At 62.1% G+C, this 20,617-nt stretch carries 23 protein-coding genes, 1 tRNA gene and 1 pseudogene; 5 read left to right on the top strand and 20 right to left on the bottom strand.

The window, feature by feature from the left end; translation table 11 throughout:
• Positions 1–25 precede the first annotated feature (25 nt).
• The 3 genes and pseudogenes from CAF92_RS27865 to CAF92_RS12345 form a co-directional block, all read left to right on the top strand.
• Positions 26–1,231, top strand: a pseudogene (locus CAF92_RS27865) (HAMP domain-containing protein); the annotation flags it as partial.
• Positions 1,232–1,333: 102 nt separating this feature from the next.
• Complete coding sequence (locus CAF92_RS27860) at positions 1,334–2,089, top strand: methyl-accepting chemotaxis protein (protein WP_371916241.1); 756 nt, start codon at positions 1,334–1,336, stop codon at positions 2,087–2,089.
• 155 nt (positions 2,090–2,244) lie between these two features.
• Entirely contained in the window at positions 2,245–3,204 is a 960-nt protein-coding gene (locus CAF92_RS12345; RefSeq protein WP_085600994.1) for a cation diffusion facilitator family transporter, read from the top strand.
• A 166-nt stretch (positions 3,205–3,370) separates the two neighbouring features.
• Here the strand turns inward: CAF92_RS12345 and CAF92_RS12340 are convergent.
• The 18 genes from CAF92_RS12340 to CAF92_RS12255 form a co-directional block, all read right to left on the bottom strand.
• Positions 3,371–3,446, bottom strand: a tRNA-Lys gene (locus CAF92_RS12340).
• Positions 3,447–3,506: 60 nt separating this feature from the next.
• Positions 3,507–4,181: a 7-cyano-7-deazaguanine synthase QueC gene (gene queC, locus CAF92_RS12335; RefSeq protein ID WP_046617155.1), complete on the bottom strand. Its 675-nt coding sequence runs from the start codon at positions 4,179–4,181 to the stop codon at positions 3,507–3,509.
• Between the two features lie 17 nt (positions 4,182–4,198).
• Positions 4,199–4,846, bottom strand: coding sequence for a 7-carboxy-7-deazaguanine synthase QueE (gene queE / locus CAF92_RS12330; RefSeq protein ID WP_015271468.1), 648 nt, complete (start codon positions 4,844–4,846; stop codon positions 4,199–4,201).
• Between the two features lie 160 nt (positions 4,847–5,006).
• Positions 5,007–5,813, bottom strand: coding sequence for a tol-pal system protein YbgF (ybgF, locus tag CAF92_RS12325; protein WP_085600993.1), 807 nt, complete (start codon positions 5,811–5,813; stop codon positions 5,007–5,009).
• Positions 5,814–5,819: 6 nt separating this feature from the next.
• Positions 5,820–6,320: a peptidoglycan-associated lipoprotein Pal gene (gene pal / locus CAF92_RS12320; RefSeq protein ID WP_003254755.1), complete on the bottom strand. Its 501-nt coding sequence runs from the start codon at positions 6,318–6,320 to the stop codon at positions 5,820–5,822.
• Between the two features lie 53 nt (positions 6,321–6,373).
• Positions 6,374–7,645 (bottom strand): Tol-Pal system beta propeller repeat protein TolB, encoded by a 1,272-nt coding sequence (gene tolB / locus CAF92_RS12315; RefSeq protein WP_046617157.1) that lies wholly within the window; start codon positions 7,643–7,645, stop codon positions 6,374–6,376.
• A gap of 26 nt (positions 7,646–7,671) precedes the next feature.
• Complete coding sequence (gene tolA / locus CAF92_RS12310; protein WP_046617158.1) at positions 7,672–8,769, bottom strand: cell envelope integrity protein TolA; 1,098 nt, start codon at positions 8,767–8,769, stop codon at positions 7,672–7,674.
• The gene (tolR, locus tag CAF92_RS12305) at positions 8,769–9,221 is read right to left on the bottom strand and encodes a protein TolR (RefSeq protein ID WP_003254760.1); all 453 of its coding nucleotides are present in this window, start codon (positions 9,219–9,221) and stop codon (positions 8,769–8,771) included. The genes tolA and tolR overlap by 1 nt, the downstream gene beginning before the upstream one ends.
• 14 nt (positions 9,222–9,235) lie before the next feature.
• The gene (gene tolQ, locus CAF92_RS12300) at positions 9,236–9,931 is read right to left on the bottom strand and encodes a protein TolQ (RefSeq protein WP_015271471.1); all 696 of its coding nucleotides are present in this window, start codon (positions 9,929–9,931) and stop codon (positions 9,236–9,238) included.
• Between the two features lie 2 nt (positions 9,932–9,933).
• Complete coding sequence (gene ybgC / locus CAF92_RS12295; RefSeq protein ID WP_015271472.1) at positions 9,934–10,386, bottom strand: tol-pal system-associated acyl-CoA thioesterase; 453 nt, start codon at positions 10,384–10,386, stop codon at positions 9,934–9,936.
• 125 nt (positions 10,387–10,511) lie between these two features.
• A complete protein-coding gene (ruvB, locus tag CAF92_RS12290) occupies positions 10,512–11,558 on the bottom strand; it encodes a Holliday junction branch migration DNA helicase RuvB (RefSeq protein WP_004375289.1) in 1,047 nt (348 codons plus the stop codon).
• The gene (ruvA, locus tag CAF92_RS12285; protein WP_015271473.1) at positions 11,555–12,172 is read right to left on the bottom strand and encodes a Holliday junction branch migration protein RuvA; all 618 of its coding nucleotides are present in this window, start codon (positions 12,170–12,172) and stop codon (positions 11,555–11,557) included. Before ruvA ends, ruvB begins: the two co-directional genes overlap by 4 nt.
• 109 nt (positions 12,173–12,281) lie before the next feature.
• Entirely contained in the window at positions 12,282–12,806 is a 525-nt protein-coding gene (gene ruvC / locus CAF92_RS12280; protein ID WP_004375291.1) for a crossover junction endodeoxyribonuclease RuvC, read from the bottom strand.
• 185 nt (positions 12,807–12,991) lie between these two features.
• Positions 12,992–13,738: a YebC/PmpR family DNA-binding transcriptional regulator gene (locus tag CAF92_RS12275; protein WP_046616204.1), complete on the bottom strand. Its 747-nt coding sequence runs from the start codon at positions 13,736–13,738 to the stop codon at positions 12,992–12,994.
• Between the two features lie 114 nt (positions 13,739–13,852).
• Positions 13,853–15,628, bottom strand: coding sequence for an aspartate--tRNA ligase (gene aspS, locus CAF92_RS12270; protein ID WP_025340263.1), 1,776 nt, complete (start codon positions 15,626–15,628; stop codon positions 13,853–13,855).
• 95 nt (positions 15,629–15,723) lie between these two features.
• Positions 15,724–15,945: an FmdB family zinc ribbon protein gene (locus CAF92_RS12265; protein WP_003254776.1), complete on the bottom strand. Its 222-nt coding sequence runs from the start codon at positions 15,943–15,945 to the stop codon at positions 15,724–15,726.
• Between the two features lie 92 nt (positions 15,946–16,037).
• Positions 16,038–16,367, bottom strand: coding sequence for a ribbon-helix-helix domain-containing protein (locus CAF92_RS12260; RefSeq protein ID WP_024087590.1), 330 nt, complete (start codon positions 16,365–16,367; stop codon positions 16,038–16,040).
• Positions 16,368–16,528: 161 nt separating this feature from the next.
• Positions 16,529–17,002: a Dps family protein gene (locus CAF92_RS12255; RefSeq protein WP_085600992.1), complete on the bottom strand. Its 474-nt coding sequence runs from the start codon at positions 17,000–17,002 to the stop codon at positions 16,529–16,531.
• A 278-nt stretch (positions 17,003–17,280) separates the two neighbouring features.
• On the opposite strand from CAF92_RS12255, the gene CAF92_RS27745 reads away from it, so the two are divergent.
• Complete coding sequence (locus CAF92_RS27745) at positions 17,281–17,874, top strand: cold-shock protein (RefSeq protein ID WP_085600991.1); 594 nt, start codon at positions 17,281–17,283, stop codon at positions 17,872–17,874.
• 62 nt (positions 17,875–17,936) lie between these two features.
• Here the strand turns inward: CAF92_RS27745 and CAF92_RS12245 are convergent, their stop codons facing one another.
• Positions 17,937–18,143: a SlyX family protein gene (locus CAF92_RS12245; RefSeq protein WP_025340266.1), complete on the bottom strand. Its 207-nt coding sequence runs from the start codon at positions 18,141–18,143 to the stop codon at positions 17,937–17,939.
• Between the two features lies 1 nt (position 18,144).
• Positions 18,145–18,564 (bottom strand): HIT domain-containing protein, encoded by a 420-nt coding sequence (locus CAF92_RS12240; protein ID WP_085600990.1) that lies wholly within the window; start codon positions 18,562–18,564, stop codon positions 18,145–18,147.
• Between the two features lie 692 nt (positions 18,565–19,256).
• Here CAF92_RS12240 and CAF92_RS12235 point away from each other — a divergent pair.
• Positions 19,257–20,522 (top strand): OprD family porin, encoded by a 1,266-nt coding sequence (locus CAF92_RS12235; protein ID WP_046616208.1) that lies wholly within the window; start codon positions 19,257–19,259, stop codon positions 20,520–20,522.
• Positions 20,523–20,617: the final 95 nt, after the last annotated feature.

The following is a 20,617-nucleotide window of genomic DNA, read 5'->3' as shown; positions in this document are numbered from 1 at the left end:
CATTTGATCGAAAAGGAAAGCCCTCATGCCGCTGCGTCGCCTCTCCATCCAGTGGAAGATCACCCTGCTCGCCGGCCTGTGCCTGCTGGCCATCGTCGCCCTGCTGGTAACCACGTCGCTGGCCCAGGCGCGGCGCAGCGCAGCATTGGTCAACCAGGCCAACACCGAAATGCTCGACAGCAGCGCACGCCTGCGCCTGCAGGCCCATGCCGAAACCCAGGCCCTGCGCATCCAGCGCTATTTCATGGACGCCTACCAGTACGGCAATGGCTTTGCCCGCCTGGTGCAGGTGCTCAAGGCCCGTGGCGGCAACGACCTGCGCGCCGAACTGACGCGCCAGGCCCGCGCCAGCCTGGCCGGCAACCCGGATGTGATCGGCCTTTACCTGGTGTTCCAGCCCAACGCCCTGGACCCGGACAGCCAGTACCTCGGCCAGGATGCCATGGGCAGCAATGAGCGCGGGCGCTTCTCGCTGTACTGGTCACAACCCCGCCCCGGCACCCTGGAGCTTGAAGCCATGCCGGAATCGATGCTCGGTGACGCCAGCATCGGCAGCAACGGTGTGGCGAAGAACCGCTGGCTGACCTGTCCGCAGGACACCGCCAGAACCTGCATGCTCGAGCCATACCTCGACGAAGTGAATGGCCGCGAGGTGCTGATGACCAGCATCGCCCTGCCGCTGCTGGAGCACGGCAAGGTGGTCGGCGTGGTCGGCCTGGACATCGGCCTGGCCAACCTGCAGCAGCTCAGCCTGGACGGCCGCCGGGAACTGTTCGACGGCCAGGGCCAGGTCAGTATCGCCAGCGCGGCTGGCCTGCTGGCCGGCAACAGCCGCGACGACAGCAAACTCGGCGAGCCCATGGACAAGGCGGTAGCCGACGGCCTGCTGCGTGTTGCCCACCCGTTCACGCCAATCCCTGATGCCGCACCTTGGCAGGTATTGCTGGAACTGCCGGAAAGCGTGCTGCAGGCGCCTGCGGTCGCCCTCAACCAGCGCCTGGATGCGCACAACCACAGCGCCAACCTCACCAGCCTGCTGGTTGGCCTGGGCGCGGCGGTAGTCGGTTTGCTGCTTGTATGGCTGACCGCGCGCGGCGTGACCCGGCCAATCCTGGCCGTGGCCGCGCGCCTGGAAGACATCGCCAGCGGCGAAGGCGACCTGACCCGCCGCCTGGACTACGCCCGCCAGGACGAACTGGGCCAGCTTACCGGTTGGTTCAACCGCTTTCTCGACAAGCTGCAGCCGGTCATAGCCCAGGTCAAAGGCTCGCTGCAGGAAGCCCGAGGCACCGCCGACCAGTCGGCAGCCATCGCCAGCCAGACCAGCAGCGGCATGCAGCAACAGCACCGCGAAATCGAACAGGTGGCCACAGCCGCCAATGAAATGAGCGCCACCGCTCTTGATGTCGCCCATAACGCTTCGCAGGCGGCCCAGGCCGCACGCGCTGCCGACCAGGCCAGCCGCGAGGGCCTGCAACTGATCGACAGCACCCGCCAGGGCATCGACCGCCTGGCCGCCGGCATGAACAGCGCCATGGACGAAGCACGCGCACTGGAAGGCCGCAGTGGGCAGATCGGTTCGGTGCTGGAAGTGATCCGCACCATTGCCGAGCAAACCAACCTGCTGGCGCTCAACGCGGCCATCGAAGCCGCCCGTGCAGGCGAAGCCGGGCGTGGTTTTGCCGTGGTGGCCGATGAAGTGCGCGGTCTGGCCCAGCGTACCCAGGTGTCGGTGGAGGAAATTCGCCAGGTCATCGAAGGCTTGCAGCAAGGCACCCAGGATGTGGTGGGCGCCATGCACGAAGGCCAGCGCCAGGCCCAGGACAGCGCTGCGCGGATGGAACAGGCGCTGCCGGCGCTACAACGTATTGGCGAGGCAGTGGCGGTGATCAGCGACATGAACCTGCAGATTGCCTCGGCGGCTGAAGAGCAGAGCGCGGTGGCCGAGGAAGTAAACCGCAATGTTGCCGGCATTCGCGATGTGACCGAATCGCTGGCAGGCCAGGCCGATGAATCAGCGCGGATCAGCCAGGCCCTGAACCGGCTGGCCAACCAGCAGCAGGCGCTGATGGAGCAGTTCCGCGTCTAACCTGTCAGGGCCGTTGCGCCTTCTTCGCGGGTGAACCCGGCCCCACAGGGTTTTGCGCCGATCTCGAAGGCGACGCCAGCCTGTGGGAGCGCGTTCACCCGCGAAGAGGCCCTGACAGGCAATTCAGCATCACCGTTTCTTCTAGAGCACAATTTATGCAAAACCCAACCAGATCCACCTTCTTCGACATCACCAGCGAACAGGGCCTGTTACGCACCTCGATCGCCGTCACCCTGTTCATTGCCATCATCGGCATCGCCTTCGGCCTGGCCTCCGGCTCGTTCTCCATCGTGTTCGACGGCGTCTATTCGCTGGTCGATGCCAGCATGAGCGGGCTGTCGCTGGTAGTGGTCAGGCTGATTACCGCGCACACCACCAGCGTGCAGATGTCACGCAAGTTGCGAGAGCGCTTCACCATGGGCTTCTGGCACCTGGAGCCGATGGTGCTGGCGCTCAACGGCATCCTCCTCAGCGGCGTGGCCATCTATGCGCTGATCAACGCCGTCAGCAGCCTGCTGCAAGGCGGGCGTCACCTTGAGTTCGGCATCGCAATGGTCTACGCGGTGCTGACCGTGATCGCCTGCGTGACCATCGCGATTGTCGAGGCCCGCGCCAACCGCAAGCTGGGCTCGGATTTCGTGCGCATGGACGTCAAGGGCTGGGTGATGTCGGCCAGCATCACCGCCGCGCTGCTGATCGCTTTCTGCTTTGGCTATGCAGTGCAGGGTACATCGCTGGAGTGGGTGTCGCCGTATATCGACCCGGCGGTGCTGGCGCTGGTCTGCCTGGTGATCGTGCCATTGCCGATGTCGGTGGTGCGCCAGGCCCTTTCGGAAATTTTCCTGGTGACCCCTGGCGACCTCAAGCTGCACGTGGATGAAGTCGCCAAGGCCTTCGTTGCCCGCCACGGGCTGCAGTCATACCGCGCCTATGTGGCCAAGGTCGGGCGCTCGCGGGAGATCGAACTGTATTTCATCGTGCCGAAGGCCATGGCCGCGAAAACCATCGATGAATGGGATGCGTGGCGCAACGAGATCGGTGATGCCGTGGGCGGTGAAGGGCCGGACCGTTGGCTGACGGTGGTGTTTACAGGGGATCCGGAGTGGGCTGAATAAGGCAACTGGAGTCTGCACAGCCCCTGTAGGAGCGGCCTTGCGCAGCCCCATCGCGACGCAAGGCCGCTCCTACAGGCGATCGAGCAAACCGAGCAATAAAACTCGGCCAACGGAAAACGAAAAAGCCCGCCACCGTTGCCGGTAGCGGACTTTGACGTACTGCATATGGTGGGTCGTGTAGGATTCGAACCTACGACCAATTGGTTAAAAGCCAACTGCTCTACCAACTGAGCTAACGACCCGTTGGATGGCGCGTATAATACTGATTTCTAACGGGAAATCAACACCCCATCAAACTTTTTTCAAAAGTATCGCGTCGGGTCTTCGACTCCGGCGGCCTTGAAGCCGTCGGCACGCAGGCGGCAGCTGTCACATTTGCCGCAGGCACGGCCGTCATCATCGGCCTGGTAGCAGGAAACGGTCAGGCTGTAATCCACGCCGCGAGCCATACCGGCCTGCACGATCTGCGCCTTGCTCATGTTCTGCAGCGGTGCCTGTATACGGAAGCCCTGCCCTTCGACACCGGCCTTGGTCGCAAGATTGGCCATGCGCTCGAAGGCTTCGACGAACTCGGGGCGGCAATCGGGGTAGCCGGAGTAATCCACGGCATTCACACCAATGAAGATGTCACGGGCTTCAAGCACCTCTGCCCAGCCCAGGGCCAGGGACAGGAATACGGTGTTGCGCGCCGGTACGTAGGTGACCGGGATGCCTTCACCCGGGGTTTCCGGCACGTCGATGCTGCTGTCGGTCAATGCCGAGCCGCCGATGCCATCCAGGTTCAGGCCAATCACCTTGTGTTCGACCACACCCAGGTTGCGGGCTACGCGGGCTGCGGCGTTCAGTTCCGCGCGGTGGCGCTGGCCGTAGTCGAAACTCATGGTGTAGCAGCTGTAGCCTTCGGCCTTGGCCATGGCGACCACGGTGGCCGAGTCCAGGCCGCCGGACAACAGGATTACTGCGCGTTTTTCGGTCATCTGTGCTTGCTCCTCAATCAACGTCCGGGTTCGTCGTTCCACAGCAGCTTGTGCAGCTGCAGCTGGAAGCGTACGGGCAGGTTGTCGGCGACGATCCAGTCCGCCAGCTCGCTGGCGTTCACCTGGTGGTGGCTGGGCGAGAACAACACCTCGCCGGCACGCTCTGCCAGGTTGTACTGGATCAGCTTGGAGACCGCCCAGTCGTAGTCCTCGCGGGAACAGATAACGAACTTGACCTGGTCGTTGCGGGTCAGCTGTTCGATGTTCTCGTAGCGGTTACGGTGCGACTCTTCGGAGCCAGGGGTCTTCAAGTCGACCACGCGGCTGACGCGGGTGTCGGTGCCGGCAATATCCAGCGCACCGCTGGTTTCCAGCGACACCTCGTAACCGGCGTCACACAGGCGCTGCAACAGCGGCAAGGCGTTGGGCTGGGCCAGTGGCTCGCCACCGGTGACACAGACGTAGCGCGGCTTGAAGCCGGCGACCTGCTCAAGGATCGAATCGAGGGTGCGAACGGTACCGCCACTGAAGGCATAGGCACTGTCACAGTACTGGCAGCGCAGGGGGCAACCGGTGAGGCGCACGAAAACCGTGGGCAACCCAGCCGTTCGCGTTTCACCCTGCAAGGAGTAAAAGACTTCGGTGATGCGTAATGTGTCTTGCATGCTCGCCACGGGCGTGACAGCTAAACAGGCTGTCCGCCTCCGTCAGGCACTGTCGCGGACTCGACATAGCGTTATCCGCAGCAGCGTGTTTACGAAAAAAGGGCAGTGATTCTAACGAAAAAACCCGCGACAGGCGCGGGTTTCTTTCAAACGGTACGGCTTAGAGCTTCTGCAGGTCTCGCTGGGCCAGTTGCGCGGCCGAGGTGCCAGGGTACTGGGTAATGACCTGCTGCAGGATACCCTTGACCTTGTCGGTGTGGCCCATGCGGCGCTCGACGTCGGCCAGCTTGTACAGCGAGTCCGGCACCTTGCTGTGCTTCGGATACTTCTGACTGACCTGGGCGAACGCCTGGCTGGCAGCAGGCAGGTCGCCCTTGGCCAGGTTAACTTCACCCAACCAGTACTGGGCATTGCCGGCGTACTGGCTGTTGGGGTACTTGCGCAGGAAGGCGCTGAACGCCTGGCTGGCCTTGTCGAAGTCTTTCTGCTTGATCAGGTCGAAAGCGGCATCGTAGTAGAGCTTTTCTTTCGCCGGATCACCGGGCTCGCTACTGGCGGCCGGTTGTTGCGCAGCAGCACCTGCTGCTGCATCGGGGGCGGCACTGGAGGCACCACCACCGGAGGAATTGTCAGGGGTCGCGGCAGGCGCGGCGCCACTGTTGATGCGACGGTCCAGGTCCTGGTAACGCTCCAGGTTTTCCTGCTTCATGCGCGACACATCGTTCTGCAGCTCTTCGATGATGCCTTGCTGGCGGGAAAGCTGATCCTGCATCTGTTGCAGCTGCATGAACAGCTGGCCCTGTGCAGAGGCAGGGGCCGAAGCCCCTGACCCGGCATAGGCGCCGCTCGTGCCATAACCCGCAGGCGGATAACTGCCTGCGTTGTCATCAACTACAGGGACCTCAGCCCAGGCCGCGAGCGGCAGGCTGAGTGCGAGGACGGTTACTACACGGCGGCACATACGCATGAGAACTTACTTACGCAGTTCTACGCGACGGTTCTGAGCCCAGGACTGCTCGTCGTTGCCAGTGGCAACCGGACGCTCTTCACCGTAGGAGACCAGTTCCAGCTGAGCAGGGGAAACGCCCTGCAGAACCAGGTAGCGCTGAACGGCCTTGGCACGACGCTCACCCAGAGCCATGTTGTACTCGCGGGTGCCGCGCTCGTCGGTGTTGCCTTCCAGAACAACGCGGTTGCCGTTGGCTTTCAGGTCCTTGGCGTGAACGTCCAGAGCGCGCATGGCTTCTGGCTTCAGGTCCGAGCTGTCGTATTCGAAGTAGAAGGTGGTGATTGCGCGCAGGGCAGCTTCTTCGCTCAGGGAGCCGTCAACAGCGCCAGTGTTGGCACCGTAGCCAGCGTTCGGATCTACAGCAGCGCCTTCGCCTGCGTTGTCACCGCCCTTCGAGGAGCAACCTACAGCTACGGCCATGGCCAGAGCCAGCGCAGCAAATTTACCAAACTTCAGCATTTCCATCGTGAAACTCCTAATGAAACCCCAGTGTGTTAAGCAAAAGTATTACGCCGCAATCAGTTCAGGTAAGGGGACCAGGACGGTTCTCTGACTTCGCCTTGAGCGGTAGGAAGTGGGAGCCTCACGCGGCCATTAAGCGACACGAGCATCAAGACTCCCCGGCCCTGCTGGCGGGTGGCGTAGATTAGCATGGTGCCGTTTGGCGCAACAGTGGGTGACTCATCAAGACTCGTTTCCGAGAGAATCTTTACACTTCCACGCTGCAAATCCTGGGCTGCAACTTTGAAGTTGGTGAAGCCCTGCTGGCGATGGATCATCACCAGGGTCTTTTCGTCCGCCGACAGTTTCGGGTTGGCGTTGTAGTTACCCACGAAAGTTACACGCTCGGCACCACCGCCACTGACCGACTGCTTGTAGATCTGTGGCTTGCCGCCGCGGTCGGAGGTGAAGTACAGGGTGTTGCCATCCTTGCCCCAGAACGGCTCGGTGTTGATGCCCGGGCCGGCAGTGACACGGCTGATCTGGCGCGAAGCCACGTTCATAACGTAGATGTCCGGGTTGCCGTCCTTCGACAGCACGAACGCCAGGCGCGTGCCGTCCGGCGACCAGGCTGGCGCACCGTTCAGGCCTTCGAAGTTGGTGACCTGCTCGCGGCGACCGGTATCGATATGCTGGACGAAGATGCGCGGGCGCTTCTGCTCGAACGAAACATAGGCGATGCGCTTGCCATCCGGAGCAAAGCGCGGCGACAGGATGGGCTCGCGCGATTGCAGCAGGGTAACCGCACGTGCACCGTCGTAGTCCGAACGCTGCAGGGTATAGCGGGTGTTGTTGGTGGAGAAGCGCTCGGCCGTCACGTACAGCATGCGGGTGGAGAACGCCCCCTTGATGCCGGTGAGCTTCTCGAACGACTGGTCGGCGATGTAGTGCGCCATGTCGCGCAGCTGGTCGACGCTGCCCGCGACGCTACCGGTCAGCACTTGCTGCTCGGTGGCGACGTTGAACAGTGCGTACTGCACCTGCAGGCGACCGCCGGACGGCACGATGCTGCCGACCATCACGTACTGTGCGCCCAGCGCTTTCCAGTCACGGAAGATCACTTCGCTGGCCTGCGACGGCTGGCTGATCATGTTCTGCCGCGGAATCGGCGAGTAGTAGCCGGAGTTGCGCAGGTCGTTGCCGATGATGTCGGCCATGTCTTCCGGCAGCACGCTGCCGCCCTGCAGACCGAACGGCACTACCGCGATGGGCGTGGCCCGGTCGCTGCCGCTGGTGACCAGGATGTTCTTTTCCTCTGCCACGGCCATGCCTGCCACGCAGCACAGCATGACCAGCAGTCCTCTCAGACGTTTAATCACAACGCTAGATCCTCAGGTGTAAATGTCATCTTGAACGAACGATATTGGTTGAAATCGCTCGGCTTCATACCCTGCATCTCGGTCAGTCGACCGATGTTCTTCACTGCTGCCACCGCCGAGCTGTCGTACGGGCCGTCACCACTGGACCGGGCCACGCTGACGCTGGTGATGGTACCGTCCGGCAACATGTTGATCTGCAGGACCACCGTCATGCCCTTGCGCGCGGAAGGCGGACGTGCCCAGCCCTCGGCCGCGCGCATGCGGATCAGGTCGTCGAAGTCGCCGGCCACCTGGTCGCCCTGCTCGTCGGCCAGCGCCTGCTGCCGTTCGGTGGTATCGGACAACAGCTCGGCCAGGGCCTGGGCTTTCTTGTCTTCCGCCGCCTTGCGGGCCGCTTCCTGTGCCTTTTTCTTCTGGGCATCTGCAGCGGCCTTTTTCTTGGCCTCTTCAGCTGCCTTCTTCTTCGCTTCCTCGGCCGCCGCTTTCTTCTTGGCGTCCTCGGCTGCTTTCTTCTTGGCCTCTTCGGCCGCCTTTTTCTTGGCGTCCTCGGCGGCTTTTTTCTTCGCCTCTTCAGCGGCCTCTTTCTTGGCCTCTTCCTCGGCTTTTTTCTTTTCTTCCTCGGCCTTCTTCTTGGCGATGTCGGCCTGCTGCTTCTCGGCAGCCTTCTTCGCCTCTTCGGCCTTCTTGGCTTCTGCTGCTTTCTTGGCCTCTGCGGCTTCGGCAGCTGCCTCGGCTTTCTTGGCTTCGGCGGCCTCGCGAGCCTCTTCGGCCTTTTGAGCGGCGTCGGCTTTCTTTTGTTCCGCGGCCTTCACGGCCTCCTGCTCGACCTTCTTCTGTTCCAGCTGCTCGACCTCGGTCTGGCGCGAAGCGGTTTTCTTCGCTTCCCCGGCAATCTTCTGATTGGTCTGGGTGGTCGCCTGGCTCTTGGACTTGAGCTGGTACAGGGTAGCCTGGACGATCGGCTTGGATGGCGGCAGCTCAGGCGTCATGGCAAAACTGACGAACAGCAGGGCGAACACCAGCACATGCAGGCCGATGGCCCAGATACTGGGCCAGAAGTAGCTTTCCGAGGCGGATGGCTCTCGCTGTTGCATCAGGGCGCCTCGGTAATCAGGCCAACGTTACCGACACCGGCCTTCTGCAACCCGCCCATGGCACCCATGACCGCGCCATAGTCGACAGCCTTGTCGCCACGAATGAACACCTGGGTCTGCTTGCCCTGGTCACGGCCGGCGGCAATGATCTTGGTCACCGCGTCGGTCATGGCAGGCAAGGTCATGGCCTTGTCCATCTGCTTGTCGGTATCGACTTCGCTGCCAAGGTTCCAGTAGTAGGTCTTGTCGGCCTTGATGGAGATGGTGAGGATCTGGACGTTGTTGTCCTGCGGCAAGGCTTCACTGGATACCTTGGGCAGGTCTACCTTCACGCCCTGGTTGAGCATGGGCGCCGTCACCATGAAGATGACCAGCAGTACCAGCATCACGTCGATGTAGGGCACCACGTTCATCTCGGCGACGGGCTTGCGTTTGTGGCGAACTCGGGCCATGGGCTTCTACCTGATTACTCTTCGCTGGTGTGCACTTTGCGGTGCAGGATCGCCTGGAACTCGTCGGCGAAGGTGTAGTAACGGCCGATCAGCACTTCGCTGCGGGCAGAGAAGCGGTTGTAGGCGATAACCGCCGGGATTGCCGCGAACAGGCCGATGGCGGTGGCGATCAGCGCTTCGGCGATACCCGGGGCAACCGTGGCCAGGGTGGCCTGCTGGGCGCTGGCCAGGCCGCGGAAGGAGTTCATGATGCCCCATACGGTACCGAACAGGCCGATGTACGGGCTGGTCGAACCGACGGTGGCCAGGAATGGCAGGCTCTGCTCGAGCTTTTCTTCCTCGCGCGAGATGGCTACGCGCATGGCACGGGCAACACCCTCCATGACCGCGTCCGGGTCGACGCCCGGCTGCTGGCGCAGGCGCGAGAATTCCTTGAAGCCGGCACGGAAGACCTGCTCGACACCGGAATCCGGGTCTGGGTTGCTGCCTGCCTGGCGGTACAGCTTGGACAGGTCGATGCCCGACCAGAAGCGCTCCTCGAAGGCATCCAGCGCACGACGACCGGCGCGCAGCATGGTGCTGCGCTGGAAGATCATGACCCATGAGGTGACCGAGGCGGCCACCAGGGTCAGCATTACCAGCTGTACCAACACGCTGGCATTGCTGACCAGACTCCACATGGAGGTATGGTCGACGACGTTAGCTTCCACGCTTATTCTCCTGCATTCGATTGAGTACCCGAGCCGTCCGCCGCAAAGGCGTCACGCAGCTCCGGGGGTATGGCTCGGGGTTTGAAAGTGTCGGCGCGCACGGCGGCCACCAGGAACTGCCCTTCGCAGAGCAGCGTTTCATCTTTTTCCCGCCAGACCTGCTGCACGAAGCGCAGGCTGGCGCGATTGAGTTCAAGTACTTGCGCGGTGACCCGCAGCTCGTCGTCCAGCCGCGCCGGCGCGTGATAACGCGCTTCGCTGGAGTGGACCACGAACAGCAGGTTGTCTTCAGCCAGCTGCGCCTGTGAAAAACCCAGGTGCCGCAGCCGCTCGGTACGCGCGCGCTCCATGAATTTCAGGTAATTGACGTAATACACCACGCCACCGGCATCGGTATCTTCGTAATAGACGCGACAACGGTGTGCGAAAGGTTCCAGGCCATTTTGCGCGCGCATACTCTAGTGCTTACTCCTCAGCTTGCCAATCCGCTGTGGCAACTGTTTTTTCTTCATTAATGTCTTATTGCCAGCGCACCCTCGGCATGCCAGCGGTAGGACCACGAAAAGCCGTTTTCGATCTGTCACTCATCGCCCGTTTCGGAAAAATCCCCACCCTCCCCCAGGCGCCCGGGTACGTTCAGGCCAAAGTGCAGGTAGGCATGCCGGGTAACCACGCGGCCGCGCGGCGTGCGCATGATGTAGCCTTGCTGGATCAGGTACGGTTCGAGCACGTCCTCGATGGTGTGGCGCTCTTCACTGATGGCCGCGGCCAGGTTGTCGACGCCGACCGGGCCACCGTCGAACTTCTCGATCATGGTCAGCAGCAGGCGGCGGTCGGAGTGGTCGAAACCGCGCTCGTCGACGTCCAGCAGGTTGAGCGCCATGTCGGCCACGGCCTTGGTGATCTGCCCCTTGCCGCGCACTTCGGCGTAGTCGCGCACGCGGCGCAGCAGGCGGTTGGCGATACGTGGCGTGCCACGAGCCCGGCGGGCGATCTCGTAGGCCCCCTGGTCTTCGATGGCCAGGCCGAGGATGCCGGCCGAACGGCTGACGATGGTGGCCAGGTCCTTGTCGCTGTAGAACTCCAGGCGCTGGACGATACCGAAACGGTCCCGCAGCGGGTTGGTGAGCATGCCGGCACGGGTGGTGGCTCCAACCAGGGTGAACGGCGGCAGGTCGAGCTTGATCGAACGGGCCGCTGGCCCCTCGCCGATCATGATGTCGAGCTGGAAGTCCTCCATCGCCGGGTACAGCACCTCCTCGACGACCGGTGACAACCGGTGGATCTCGTCGATGAACAGCACATCGTGCGGTTCGAGGTTGGTCAGCATGGCAGCGAGGTCACCCGGGCGCTCGAGAATCGGCCCCGAAGTACTCTTGACCGACACGCCCATTTCCTGGGCGATGATGTTGGCCAGGGTAGTCTTGCCCAGGCCGGGTGGGCCGAAGATCAACGTGTGGTCGAGCGACTCGCTGCGGCCACGGGCGGCCTGGATGAACAGCGCCATCTGCTCGCGCACCACCGGCTGGCCGATGTACTCGTCCAGCCGCAGCGGGCGGATCGCACGGTCCTGGACTTCTTCACGGTCGCGGCCACTGGCGGCGATCAAACGGTCGGCTTCGATCACTTGGTAATCATCCCTTTCAGGCTGCGGCGGATCAGTTCCTCACTGCTCAGGCCGGCCTTGTCCTTGATCGCGGCGATCGCCTTGCTGGCTTCCTGCGGCTTGTAGCCCAGCGAAACCAGGGCGCTGACGGCATCGGCTTCGGCTGTGGATGCACTGGCGACCGGCAGCGGCCCATCAGAGACCAGGGTGAACATGGCCGGGGAAGTTTCCCAAGCCTTGAAGCGATCCTTGAGCTCGACCAGCAGGCGTTCGGCGGTTTTTTTGCCGACACCAGGCACGCGCACCAGGGCCGAGGTGTCCTGGGCCTGCACGCAGCGCACCAGTTCGTCCACTTCCAGCCCGGACATCAACGCCAGGGCCAGCTTCGGCCCTACGCCATTCAGGCGGATGAGCTCGCGGAACAGCTCGCGCTCGCGCTTTTCGGCAAAACCGTAGAGCAGGTGAGCATCCTCGCGCACCACCAGGTGGGTGTGCACGGTGACGGGTTCGCCCACCTTGGGCAGACGGTACAGCGTGGTCATGGGAACTTCCAGTTCATAACCCACGCCGTTGACGTCGATAATCAGGTGCGGCGGCTGTTTTTCCGCCAGGGTGCCGCGCAAACGTCCAATCACGTTCCGATCCTTCCTCTCGGGGAGCCGGTCAAAGACCGCTCAACCCTATCAGCAAATGCAGCGGGTGAACGCATCACCCGAACAAAATGTGTATCAGCGCATGAAGCGCCTACAGACGCAAGCGCCCGCCGCGTCGCCGTGCCGTGGCCAGGCCATGCGGCACCAGGCTGGAGCGGGTATGCGCGTGGCACAGGGCGATGGCCAGGGCGTCGGAGGCGTCGATCTGCGGTTTCTGCGTCAGTTTCAGCAGGTGCATGACCATCATCATCACCTGCTCCTTGTTGGCCCCACCAGTACCGGCTACCGCCTGCTTGACCTGGGTGGCGCTGTATTCGGCGATTTCCAGGCCGGCTTCGGCGGCGGCGACGATGGCCGCACCACGGGCCTGGCCGAGCTTGAGCGCCGAATCGGCGTTACGGGCCATGAATACCCGCTCGATGCCCATGGTGACCGGGCCGTGCTGGGCGATGATTTCACCCACGCCACGAAAAACGATCTGCAAACGTTCGTGCAGCTCGCCGCTGCCGGTGCGAATGCAGCCCGACGCCACGTACTCGCAACCACGGGCGGTCTGGCGTACCACGCCATAGCCGGTGATGCGCGAGCCGGGGTCGATACCAAGAATCAGAGTCATAGTGCCTGTCGAAAAGTTGATGCATCTCTGCAAACTGTACCGGCCCTTTCGCGGGTAAACCCGCTCCCACAGGTACTGCACCGACTCTGAATGTGGTGCAGTACCTGTGGGAGCGGGTTTACCCGCGAAAGGGCCGGTACAGGCGCTGACAAACTTGAAGAACTGGCCTGGATCGCCAGGATACCTTAGCCGAGGTTTTCCATGATCTCGTCGGAAATCTGGGCATTGGAGTAGACGTTCTGCACGTCATCGAGGTCTTCGAGCATGTCGATCAGCTTGAGCACCTTTTCGGCACCCTCCTGGTCGAGTTCGGCGCTGGTGGTCGGCTGCATGACGATTTCCGCGTCAGCGGCCTTGAAGCCCGCCTCTTCCAGCGCATTGCGCACGGCATAGAAGCTGTTGAACGAGGTGAACACGTCGAACGAGCCGTCGTCGTTGGCCACCACGTCATCGGCATCGGCTTCCATCGCCGCTTCCATCAGCGCATCTTCTTCAACGCCCGGGGCAAAGCTGATCTGCCCCTTGCGCTCGAACAGGTAGGCCACCGAACCGTCGGTACCCAGGTTGCCACCACACTTGGTGAAGGCATGACGCACGGCAGCGGCGGTACGGTTGCGGTTGTCGGTCATGGCCTCGACCATGATCGCCACGCCACCCGGGCCGTAACCTTCGTAGCTGAGCTCTTCGACGTTGTCGCTTTCGTTGGTGCCGGCACCACGGGCCACGGCACGATCGATGATGTCGCGGCTCATGTTGGCGCCCAGTGCCTTGTCCAGCGCCAGGCGCAGGCGCGGGTTGGATGCCGGGTCAGCACCACCCTGCTTGGCAGCGACCGTCAGTTCGCGGATCCACTTGGTGAAGATCTTGCCTCTCTTGGCATCCTGGCGCTCTTTGCGGTGCTTGATGTTCGCCCACTTGGAATGACCAGCCATAACGACTCCGAATCCTTTGAATCACAAACAGCCCCGCCCCAGTAAGGGGCGGGGCGGGAAATTGCCTGCGCCGAAACGCAAAGGCGCATCCATGTGGATGCGCCCGGGGACTGCTTACTCGACCTTGGTCTGTTCGCGCAGTCGGATGTGCAGCTCGCGCAGGGCCTTGGCGTCGACCATGCCAGGGGCCTGGGTCATGACGCAAGCAGCGCTCTGGGTTTTCGGGAAGGCGATCACTTCACGGATCGACTGGGCGCCAGTCATCAGCATGACCAGGCGGTCCAGGCCGAAGGCCAGGCCACCGTGAGGTGGCGCACCGAACTTAAGGGCGTCGAGCAGGAAGCCGAACTTCTCTTCTTGTTCTGCCGCCTCGATGCCCAGCAGGCGGAACACGGCCTGCTGCATCTCTTTACGGTGGATACGGATCGAACCGCCACCCAGTTCGGTACCGTTCAGGACCATGTCGTAGGCACGGGACAGAGCCACGGCCGGGTTGGCCTCGAGCTCTTCCGGGGTGCACTTCGGGGCGGTGAACGGATGGTGCAGCGCGGTGAAGCTGCCATCCTCGTTCTCTTCGAACATCGGGAAGTCGACCACCCACATCGGTGCCCATTCGCAGGTCAGCAGCTCGAAGTCGTGACCCAGGCGGATACGCAGCGCGCCCAGGGCTTCGCTGACCACCTTGAACTTGTCGGCACCGAAGAACACGATGTCGCCGTCAACGGCGCCAACGCGGTCGAGGATGGTGTTGAGGTTGGCCTCGGGGATGTTCTTGACGATCGGCGACTGCAGGCCTTCGACGCCCTTGGCGCGCTCGTTGACCTTGATGTAGGCCAGGCCCTTGGCACCGTAGATGCCGACGAACTTGGTGTACTCGTCAATCTTGCTGCGCGGCATGCTGGCGCCGCCTGGCAGGCGCAGGGCGGTGACGCGGCACTTGGGATCGTTGGCCGGGCCGGCGAACACCTTGAAGTCGACATCCTTGAGCTGGTCGGCGACGTCGACCAGTTCCAGCGGAATACGCAGGTCCGGCTTGTCGGAGCCGTAGCGGCGCATGGCCTCTTCGAAGGTCATGTGCGGGAATTCGCCGAATTCCAGGTCCAGCACTTCCTTGAACAGCTTGCGGATCATGCTTTCGGTCAGGCCCATGATCTCGCTTTCATCGAGGAAGCTGGTCTCGATGTCGATCTGGGTGAATTCCGGCTGGCGGTCGGCACGCAGGTCTTCGTCACGGAAGCACTTGGCGATCTGGTAGTAGCGGTCGAAGCCGGCGACCATCAGCAACTGCTTGAACAGCTGCGGCGACTGCGGCAGGGCGAAGAAGCTGCCGGCGTGGGTACGGCTAGGCACCAGGTAGTCACGCGCGCCTTCCGGGGTGGCACGAGTCAGGATCGGCGTCTCGACGTCGAGGAAGCCGTTCTCGTCGAGGAAGCGACGGATACTGCTGGTGATGCGCGAACGCAGGCGCAGCTTGTCGGCCATTTCCGGGCGACGCAGGTCGATGAAACGGTAACGCAGGCGGGTTTCCTCGCCGACGTCGGAGTATTCGTTCAGCGGGAACGGCGGGGTTTCCGCTTCGTTGAGCACGTTCAGCTGGTAGCCGAGGATCTCGATGGCGCCGGAAGCCATGTTGGCATTCACCGCACCTTCAGGGCGCTTGCGGACCTTGCCGGTGATCTGCACGACGTATTCGCTGCGCACGCGGTCGGCAGCGGCGAAGGTTTCGGCGCGATCCGGGTCGAACACGACCTGGGCCATGCCTTCGCGGTCACGGATGTCGAGGAAGATCACCCCGCCGTGGTCGCGGCGACGATGGACCCAGCCGCAAAGGGTGACTTCCTGGCCGTCCAGGCTCTCGTTCAGTTGGCCGCAATAATGGCTGCGCATCATGATGGTGGTTTCGCTTCTCGTGATTCGTGTATTCGGTGGAGGCCTTGGCCGCCCGGAGAGGGCTAATACTGCAAGACCCGGTCACAGCATTCAACTCAGTCGGCCTTGTCGCCGCCTGCCAGATTCTTTTTCGCCCCGGTCTTGAAGTCGGTTTCGTACCAACCGTTACCGCTCAGGCGGAAGCCGGGCACCGACAACAGCTTCTTCAGCGCCGGCGCCTGGCAGGCCGGGCAATCGGTCAGCGGCGCGGCGCTGATCTTCTGCAGCACTTCCATGCGGTGCTCGCAGGATGCACATTGATAGTCATAAAGGGGCATGGGTGTCTCTCGTCAACCACAACGCTGGCTGCCGGGGCAGCAAAAAGCGGGATTATATATGGTTAGCAAGCACTGCGCAGCCCGCCAGGCGATCAGCGCACACTTGGCGGGTCCAGCAGCCACGCGACGCAGATCACCCTGATCAGCCCGCTGAAGTTGCGCACCCCACCCTGGCGCAGGTGTACCTCGCGGTCGACGTAGGACAGCACCGCGCTGACCGAGCAGCGGTTGGCCGCGGCGATGCGCTCCAGGATACCCCAGTAGACGGCCTCCAGCCGCAGGCAGGTGGAAAAACCGTTGAGCCGCACCGAGCGTGACACCGGCTGGGTCTGCAACATGTCGAAATCCGCCTTGAACGGGTCGATGCACTGTTTACCTGGCCAACGCCCCTGGCCAGCCACACGTTTGCTTGCTTGCATCATGCGCCACACTTCCTCGTCACAGGTACCAGGTGGCCTATGAAGCGCTGATGGGCGAGCTTAAAGCAGTGGCAAAATCTTCCTGCACAAAATTGCGCAGGACCTGTAGGAGCAGCCCATCGCGACACAAGGCCGCTCCTACGGGCCGGTACAGCGCAGGGTATCTACTTGCCGTCGAGCAGCACCCGCAGCATCCAGGCGGTTTTTTCGTGCACTTGCATGCGCTGCGTGAGCAGGTCGGCGGTCGGCTCGTCACTGACCTTGTCCACCACAGGGAAGATGCTGCGCGCGGTACGCACCACGGCTTCCTGGCCCTGGACCAGCTGGCAGATCATCTCGTCGGCAGGCGGCACCCCTTCTTCCTCCTTGATCGAGGAGTGCCGCGCATAGAATGCGTAGGCCCCCGGTGCCGGGAAGCCCAGGGCGCGGATGCGCTCGGCGATCGAGTCGACCGCCAGTGCCAGTTCGTTGTACTGCTCTTCGAACATCAGGTGCAGGGTGCGGAACGACGGACCGGTGACGTTCCAGTGGAAGTTATGGGTTTTCAGATACAGCACGTAGGTATCCGACAACAGGCGGGACAGCCCATCGACGATGGACTTGCGATCTTCTTCACTGATACCGATATCGATTGCCATGAAGTTCCCCTTTCCATAAGGCTTGAGACCCAAGCGGGTGCCGACCACTTTAGCAACACTTGGCACACGCCGCATGTGACATGGCGCAACACATCGCCCGTCGCGGCCTGCGGTTTGAGTAGCCTGCGGCTTTACTGTTAAATAGGCAGGGTGCCACCCGTGCGGCTTGTCATTGCCGGGTGCATAGGCTGGCTACCGCGTGTTCGCGCTCTACACCTCATGCGCACCGTGCTGCCAGCTCTTCCTGTGATCGGCCTTATCAACTGTGAGCCAACCCCATGTTCAAGATCGTCCATCTGGTGACGGGCGTGGCAGCCTTGCTGCTATCGCTCATACCCAGCCTGAAAACCGATGCTTCACCCTTCCTGCAACAACCCGACGCGGTGTACCTGAGCCTGCTCGGCCTGCTCAACCTGGTGCTGGCCCCGGTCGTGCCACTGTACTACCGCGGCGCGCGGCAGCAGTTGCAGCATTTGGCCTGCGCCCTGCTGGTAGTGGCGGTGGTGCTGCAGACCCTGACATTGCTGGCCCGCCCGGAAATGGGCAACCTGGCCGCACTGGTCTGCGCGGCGCTGGCCGTGGCCGTGCACCTGGCCGTGGGCTTCGCCCGCAGCCCGCGCAAGGCCCGCGCCAGCCAACATGCTGCGCAGGATACCGGCAATCGTGATACCGGTACCGTGAAGTGGTTCAACACATCCAAGGGCTTCGGCTTCATCTCCCGCGACTCGGGCGATGATATCTTCGTGCACTTTCGCGCCATTCGCGGCGAAGGCCACCGCATCCTGGTGGAAGGCCAGCGCGTGGAGTTTTCCGTTATGCACCGCGACAAAGGCCTGCAGGCCGAGGATGTGGTTGCGGTAACCCGCCGCTGATCTGACTGCAGAAGCCATCCCCTGCAGGAGCGGGCATTCCCGCTCCTGCAGGGTTTCAGGTATCAATAATGAGGCGGTGGCGCCTCGTCCCCTTCGCTGCCGTACTGGCCAACCATCTCTTCGTAACGCTTGATCAGCTCGGCCATCTGCAACTGCAGCCGCTCGATCACCCGCCCTTGCTCGACCACCACGTCATTCAGCGCCTGGATGGTGTCATCCTGGAACGCCTGGCGGGTTTCCAGTTCGACCACTCGCGATTCAAGCGACATGTCAGGCCTCCTGATAGCCGGCGAGCTGCAGCCCGCGCAAGCGCTGGCGAATGGCTTGCACCTGATCGTCGGTGTAGGCCACTGCCGGGCACTTGCCCCACACCGGTGCCGGCCAGGCCGCGTCGTCGCGCTGGCGCACGATCACGTGCATGTGCAACTGGCTGACCACATTGCCCAAGGTGGCCACGTTCATCTTGTCGGCGCTGTAGCTGGCTTTCAGCGCTTCGGCCAGGTTGGTGGCTTCCTGCCACAACTGCTGCTGCTCCGCAGCATCGAGCTCGAACAGTTCGCTGATGCCGGCGCGCTTGGGCACCAGGATGAACCATGGGTAGTTGGCATCCTTGCTCAGTAGCAACTGGCACAACGCAAATTCCCCCAGCACCAGCGAATCCTGCTGCAAACGCGAATCGAGGACGAACACGGCAAATCTCCTTCAGGCAGAACCAACCCGCGTCACGCGGAAAACAGACCTGCAAGGATACCGTGCACGCTCCCGGTAACACAGCGCTACTTTTCGCACCAAAATGAGGCTGCCGGCACACCTCGCACCACACTTGCCACCCCACAGGTGACGCTGCATGAACAAGTTGCGGTAACACATTGACTTTCATGACAGCTTTTCAAATTTTAATGATTCTTGACTGTAATACCCTGCCAGGCGGCTCTCGCCCCGTGTTTACGGCACTTTCCGACCCCCGGTAGCAGGTTTTGTGAAAATTTCATGAAGCGTTGCGAATTTTGAGCACGCTTGTTGCATTCCTTTCACGCCAAGTCGGCACGACATCTGCATCGGCAGGTGTACGCGACAAATAACAACAGCGGCATTGGTTACCAGGGAGTTTCCGCAACCGGAATCGGTAGTTACAGCTTCGTTACGGTGAAAGAAACAGCGCTGGAGTTGTACGGCCCTTAAACCGGGGCGTGATTTGCGACATGGAAATACCTAAAAGCGACATGGTGAAAAAGTTCCGAAAAGGATGTTTATACCCATATCGCCAACAACAGTCTGCGTGCTATACATTTTCGCCGACATAACAAGAAAGAGCTGCCCCATATAACTAGAAAACTTGGACGCAGCGGTACTCTTCCTAAAAACCAAAGGAGCAAATCACGATGCGCGTGATGAAGTGGAGCATGATCGCCCTGGCCGTTGCGGCAGGGACCTCGCAGTTGGCAGTGGCCTCTTCCCAGGACGAGTCCAAAGGTTTCATCGAAGACAGCAAGCTGAACGTCAAGACCCGCATGCTGTACTTCAGCCGTGACTTCCGTAACAACGAAGGCGGCCAGAGCCGTCGCGAAGAAACCGGCCTGGGCTTCCTCGGCACCTTCGAGTCCGGCTTCACCCAGGGCACCGTGGGTGTGGGTGTCGATGCCATCGGCATGCTCGGCCTGAAACTGGACAGCGGCAAGGGCCGCGCCGGTACCGGCCTGTTCCCGACCGGCTCCGACGGCCGTTCGCAGGATGACTACTCCAAGGGCGGTGGTGCGGTTAAGTTCCGTATCTCCGACACCGTGCTGAAAGTGGGTGACCAGTTCACCGCACTGCCGGTCTTCGCTACCGACGACAGCCGCCTGCTGCCAGAAATCGCTCAGGGCACCCTGATCACCAGCAACGAGATCGAGGGCCTGACCCTGCATGCTGGTCACTTCACCAGCCTGACCGCCCAGGAGCAGACCAACCGCGACAGCTTCGGCCTGAAGGAAGCCAACGTGGTCGGTGGTACCTACGCCTTCACCGACAACCTCAGCACCAGCCTGTACTACTCGAAGGTCGAAGACTACTGGCGCAAGTACTACGCCAACGTCAACTGGGCTCTGCCGATCTCGGACAAACAAGGCCTGGTGTTCGACTTCAACATCTATGACACCAAGAGCGAAGGCTCGGCCGAGTACCGCGCGTTCGACGGCGACAAGCTGGACAACCGCGCGTTCAGCCTGTCGGGCGCTTACAACATCGGCGCGCACACCTTCACCCTGGCCTACCAGAAAGTCACCGGCGACGGCGACTATGGCTATGGCATCGACGGTGGCGGCACCATCTTCCTGGCCAACTCCGTGGCCCGTTCCGACTTCAACGCCGAAGACGAGAAATCCTGGCAGGCTCGCTACGACCTGAACTTCGCCGAATACGGCATCCCGGGCCTGACCTTCATGACCCGTTATGTACGCGGTACCGACGCCAACGTCGCCGGCACCAGCAACGGCAAGGAATGGGAACGCGACGTCGATATCAAGTACGTACTGCAGAGCGGCCCGGCGAAAGACCTGAGCTTCCGCGTACGTCAGGCCACCTACCGCTCTTCCGATGGCGTTTACTACGATTCCCCATCGATCGACGAACTGCGCCTGATCGTGGAGTACCCGCTGAGCATCCTGTAAGCCTGGCTTGCAGTGCCCCGCACCTGAGAAAGCCCGGCGATCACGCCGGGCTTTTTCTTGGCTGACAAGTGTCACGCCCTGGGGCATCCTGTACG

Origin of the sequence: Pseudomonas sp. B10(2017), from assembly GCF_002113295.1 — a bacterium.
GTDB lineage: Bacteria > Pseudomonadota > Gammaproteobacteria > Pseudomonadales > Pseudomonadaceae > Aquipseudomonas > Aquipseudomonas pudica.
This window is presented reverse-complemented; position numbering and strand designations above follow the sequence as displayed.

What these genes read in the sequence shown, in the direction of transcription:
- CAF92_RS12275 (WP_046616204.1), bottom strand. Translation starts at nt 13,738, where the DNA reads ATGGCTGGTCATTCCAAGTGGGCGAACATCAAGCACCGCAAAGAGCGC.
- ybgC (WP_015271472.1), bottom strand. Translation starts at nt 10,386, where the DNA reads ATGCGCGCGCAAAATGGCCTGGAACCTTTCGCACACCGTTGTCGCGTC.
- CAF92_RS12345 (WP_085600994.1), top strand. Translation starts at nt 2,245, where the DNA reads ATGCAAAACCCAACCAGATCCACCTTCTTCGACATCACCAGCGAACAG.
- tolA (WP_046617158.1), bottom strand. Translation starts at nt 8,769, where the DNA reads ATGCAACAGCGAGAGCCATCCGCCTCGGAAAGCTACTTCTGGCCCAGT.
- pal (WP_003254755.1), bottom strand. Translation starts at nt 6,320, where the DNA reads ATGGAAATGCTGAAGTTTGGTAAATTTGCTGCGCTGGCTCTGGCCATG.
- CAF92_RS27860 (WP_371916241.1), top strand. Translation starts at nt 1,334, where the DNA reads ATGCAGCAACAGCACCGCGAAATCGAACAGGTGGCCACAGCCGCCAAT.
- queC (WP_046617155.1), bottom strand. Translation starts at nt 4,181, where the DNA reads ATGACCGAAAAACGCGCAGTAATCCTGTTGTCCGGCGGCCTGGACTCG.
- tolB (WP_046617157.1), bottom strand. Translation starts at nt 7,645, where the DNA reads ATGCTGTGCTGCGTGGCAGGCATGGCCGTGGCAGAGGAAAAGAACATC.
- CAF92_RS12235 (WP_046616208.1), top strand. Translation starts at nt 19,257, where the DNA reads ATGCGCGTGATGAAGTGGAGCATGATCGCCCTGGCCGTTGCGGCAGGG.
- CAF92_RS12255 (WP_085600992.1), bottom strand. Translation starts at nt 17,002, where the DNA reads ATGGCAATCGATATCGGTATCAGTGAAGAAGATCGCAAGTCCATCGTC.
- CAF92_RS27745 (WP_085600991.1), top strand. Translation starts at nt 17,281, where the DNA reads ATGTTCAAGATCGTCCATCTGGTGACGGGCGTGGCAGCCTTGCTGCTA.
- CAF92_RS12245 (WP_025340266.1), bottom strand. Translation starts at nt 18,143, where the DNA reads ATGTCGCTTGAATCGCGAGTGGTCGAACTGGAAACCCGCCAGGCGTTC.
- ruvC (WP_004375291.1), bottom strand. Translation starts at nt 12,806, where the DNA reads ATGACTCTGATTCTTGGTATCGACCCCGGCTCGCGCATCACCGGCTAT.
- CAF92_RS12265 (WP_003254776.1), bottom strand. Translation starts at nt 15,945, where the DNA reads ATGCCCCTTTATGACTATCAATGTGCATCCTGCGAGCACCGCATGGAA.
- aspS (WP_025340263.1), bottom strand. Translation starts at nt 15,628, where the DNA reads ATGATGCGCAGCCATTATTGCGGCCAACTGAACGAGAGCCTGGACGGC.
- queE (WP_015271468.1), bottom strand. Translation starts at nt 4,846, where the DNA reads ATGCAAGACACATTACGCATCACCGAAGTCTTTTACTCCTTGCAGGGT.
- tolR (WP_003254760.1), bottom strand. Translation starts at nt 9,221, where the DNA reads ATGGCCCGAGTTCGCCACAAACGCAAGCCCGTCGCCGAGATGAACGTG.
- ybgF (WP_085600993.1), bottom strand. Translation starts at nt 5,813, where the DNA reads ATGCGTATGTGCCGCCGTGTAGTAACCGTCCTCGCACTCAGCCTGCCG.
- CAF92_RS12260 (WP_024087590.1), bottom strand. Translation starts at nt 16,367, where the DNA reads ATGATGCAAGCAAGCAAACGTGTGGCTGGCCAGGGGCGTTGGCCAGGT.